At 54.2% G+C, this 2500-nt stretch carries 1 tRNA gene and 2 rRNA genes (1 of these 3 cut by a window edge); all 3 read left to right on the top strand.

The features are described 5' to 3' along the window. Positions 1-2116, top strand: a 23S ribosomal RNA gene (locus CUR21_RS18280) (it extends 717 nt beyond the left edge of the window). A 124-nt stretch (positions 2117-2240) separates the two neighbouring features. Next, positions 2241-2355, top strand: a 5S ribosomal RNA gene (gene rrf / locus CUR21_RS18275). Positions 2356-2421: 66 nt separating this feature from the next. Continuing rightward, positions 2422-2498 (top strand) — tRNA-Met (locus tag CUR21_RS18270). Positions 2499-2500 lie beyond the last annotated feature (2 nt).

Below are 2500 nucleotides of genomic sequence, written 5' to 3'. Positions count from 1 at the left end.
GTGCAGGATGAAGGTAAGGTAACACTTACTGGAGGTCCGAACCAACACCCGTTGAAAAGGGTCTGGATGACGTGTGGCTAGGGGTGAAAGGCCAATCAAACTCGGAGATAGCTGGTTCTCCGCGAAAGCTATTTAGGTAGCGCCTCGGACGAATACCTTGGGGGGTAGAGCACTACATGGATGATGGGGGCCCACAGCCTTACTGAGTCTAAGTAAACTCCGAATACCCAAGAGTACTATCCGGGAGACACACGGCGGGTGCTAACGTCCGTCGTGAAGAGGGAAACAACCCTGACCTGCAGCTAAGGCCCCTAATTCGTGGTTAAGTGGGAAAGCATGTGGGACGGCCAAAACAACCAGGAGGTTGGCTTAGAAGCAGCCATCCTTTAAAGATAGCGTAACAGCTCACTGGTCTAGATAAGCTGTCCTGCGGCGAAGATGTAACGGGGCTCAAACCACGAGCCGAAGCTCAGGATGCATAGCAATATGCGTGGTAGCGGAGCGTTCTGTGATATAGAACGCTGTCTCTTTAATGCCTTGCGGCATTACGGAGACAATGTTCTTTCTGTGAAGCCGGGCTGTAAGGCATCCGGTGGAGAGATCAGAAGCGAGAATGTTGACATGAGTAGCGACAAAGGGGGTGAGAGACCCCCTCGCCGAAAGTCCAAGGGTTCCTGCTTAAAGCTAATCTGAGCAGGGTAAGCCGGCCCCTAAGGCGAGGCCGAAAGGCGTAGTCGATGGGAACACGGTTAATATTCCGTGGCCAGGAGGAAGTGACGGATCTCAAAGGTAGTTTGCCCTTATCGGATTGGGTGGGCTGCTCAGAGGTCCCTGGAAATAGCCCTCCATCAGACCGTACCCTAAACCGACACAGGTGGACTGGTAGAGTATACCAAGGCGCTTGAGAGAACCACGTTAAAGGAACTCGGCAAAATGCCTCCGTAAGTTCGCGAGAAGGAGGCCCCGTCTGTAGGCAACTATGGGCGGGGGGCACAAACTAGGGGGTGGCGACTGTTTACTTAAAACACAGGGCTGTGCGAAGCCGTAAGGCGACGTATACAGTCTGACGCCTGCCCGGTGCTGGAAGGTTAAAAGGAGGGGTGCAAGCTCTGAATTGAAGCCCCAGTAAACGGCGGCCGTAACTATAACGGTCCTAAGGTAGCGAAATTCCTTGTCGGGTAAGTTCCGACCTGCACGAATGGCGTAACGATCTCCCCGCTGTCTCTAACGTGGACTCAGCGAAATTGAACTGTGTGTCAAGATGCACACTACCCGCGGTTAGACGGAAAGACCCCATGAACCTTTACTCCAGCTTTGCACTGGCATCAGGAATGTGATGTGCAGGATAGGTGGTAGGCTTTGAGCCCGGGACGCCAGTCTCGGTGGAGCCATCCTTGAGATACCACCCTTCGCCTTCTTGATGTCTAACCGCGGTCCGTCATCCGGATCCGGGACCCTGCATGGTGGGGAGTTTGACTGGGGCGGTCGCCTCCCAAACAGTAACGGAGGCGCGCGAAGGTAGGCTCAGAGCGGTCGGAAATCGCTCGTTGAGTGCAATGGCAGAAGCCTGCCTGACTGCAAGACTGACAAGTCGAGCAGAGACGAAAGTCGGTCATAGTGATCCGGTGGTCCCAAGTGGGAGGGCCATCGCTCAACGGATAAAAGGTACTCTGGGGATAACAGGCTGATGATGCCCAAGAGTCCATATCGACGGCATCGTTTGGCACCTCGATGTCGGCTCATCTCATCCTGGGGCTGGAGCAGGTCCCAAGGGTATGGCTGTTCGCCATTTAAAGAGGTACGTGAGCTGGGTTTAGAACGTCGTGAGACAGTTCGGTCCCTATCTGCCGTGGGTGTAGGAGATTTGAGAAGAGTTGCCCCTAGTACGAGAGGACCGGGGTGAACGAACCACTGGTGGACCAGTTATCGTGCCAACGGTAGTGCTGGGTAGCTATGTTCGGACAGGATAACCGCTGAAGGCATCTAAGCGGGAAGCCCCCTTCAAAACAAGATCTCCCTTGAGAGCCGTGGAAGACCACCACGTCGATAGGCCAGAGGTGTAAGTGCAGCAATGCATTCAGCTGACTGGTACTAATTGCTCGATAGGCTTGATTTGATCCAGTAACAGCAAGGCTCATACCTTGCCGATACAGACAAAACGCATACACCAAAAAAAGTGTACAGACTCGGAACAACACTGATGTCAGGCGGGAAAAAAACCCGCCGTGTCTCTTCTTCGGTTTGGTGGTCATAGCACGAGCAAAACACCCGATCCCTTCCCGAACTCGGCCGTTAAGTGCCGTCGCGCCAATGGTACTGCGTCTCAAGACGTGGGAGAGTAGGTCACCGCCAAACCTAATAAGAGACACTCTCTCAATACGATACAAAAACCCGATCGCAAATCATCGCCCTCGGGACGGACGCGGGGTGGAGCAGCCCGGTAGCTCGTCAGGCTCATAACCTGAAGGCCGCAGGTTCAAATCCTGCCCCCGCAACCAAA

Source organism: Pseudorhodobacter sp. MZDSW-24AT (genome assembly GCF_002794355.1).
Classification (GTDB): Bacteria; Pseudomonadota; Alphaproteobacteria; order Rhodobacterales; family Rhodobacteraceae; genus Pseudotabrizicola.
This window is presented reverse-complemented; position numbering and strand designations above follow the sequence as displayed.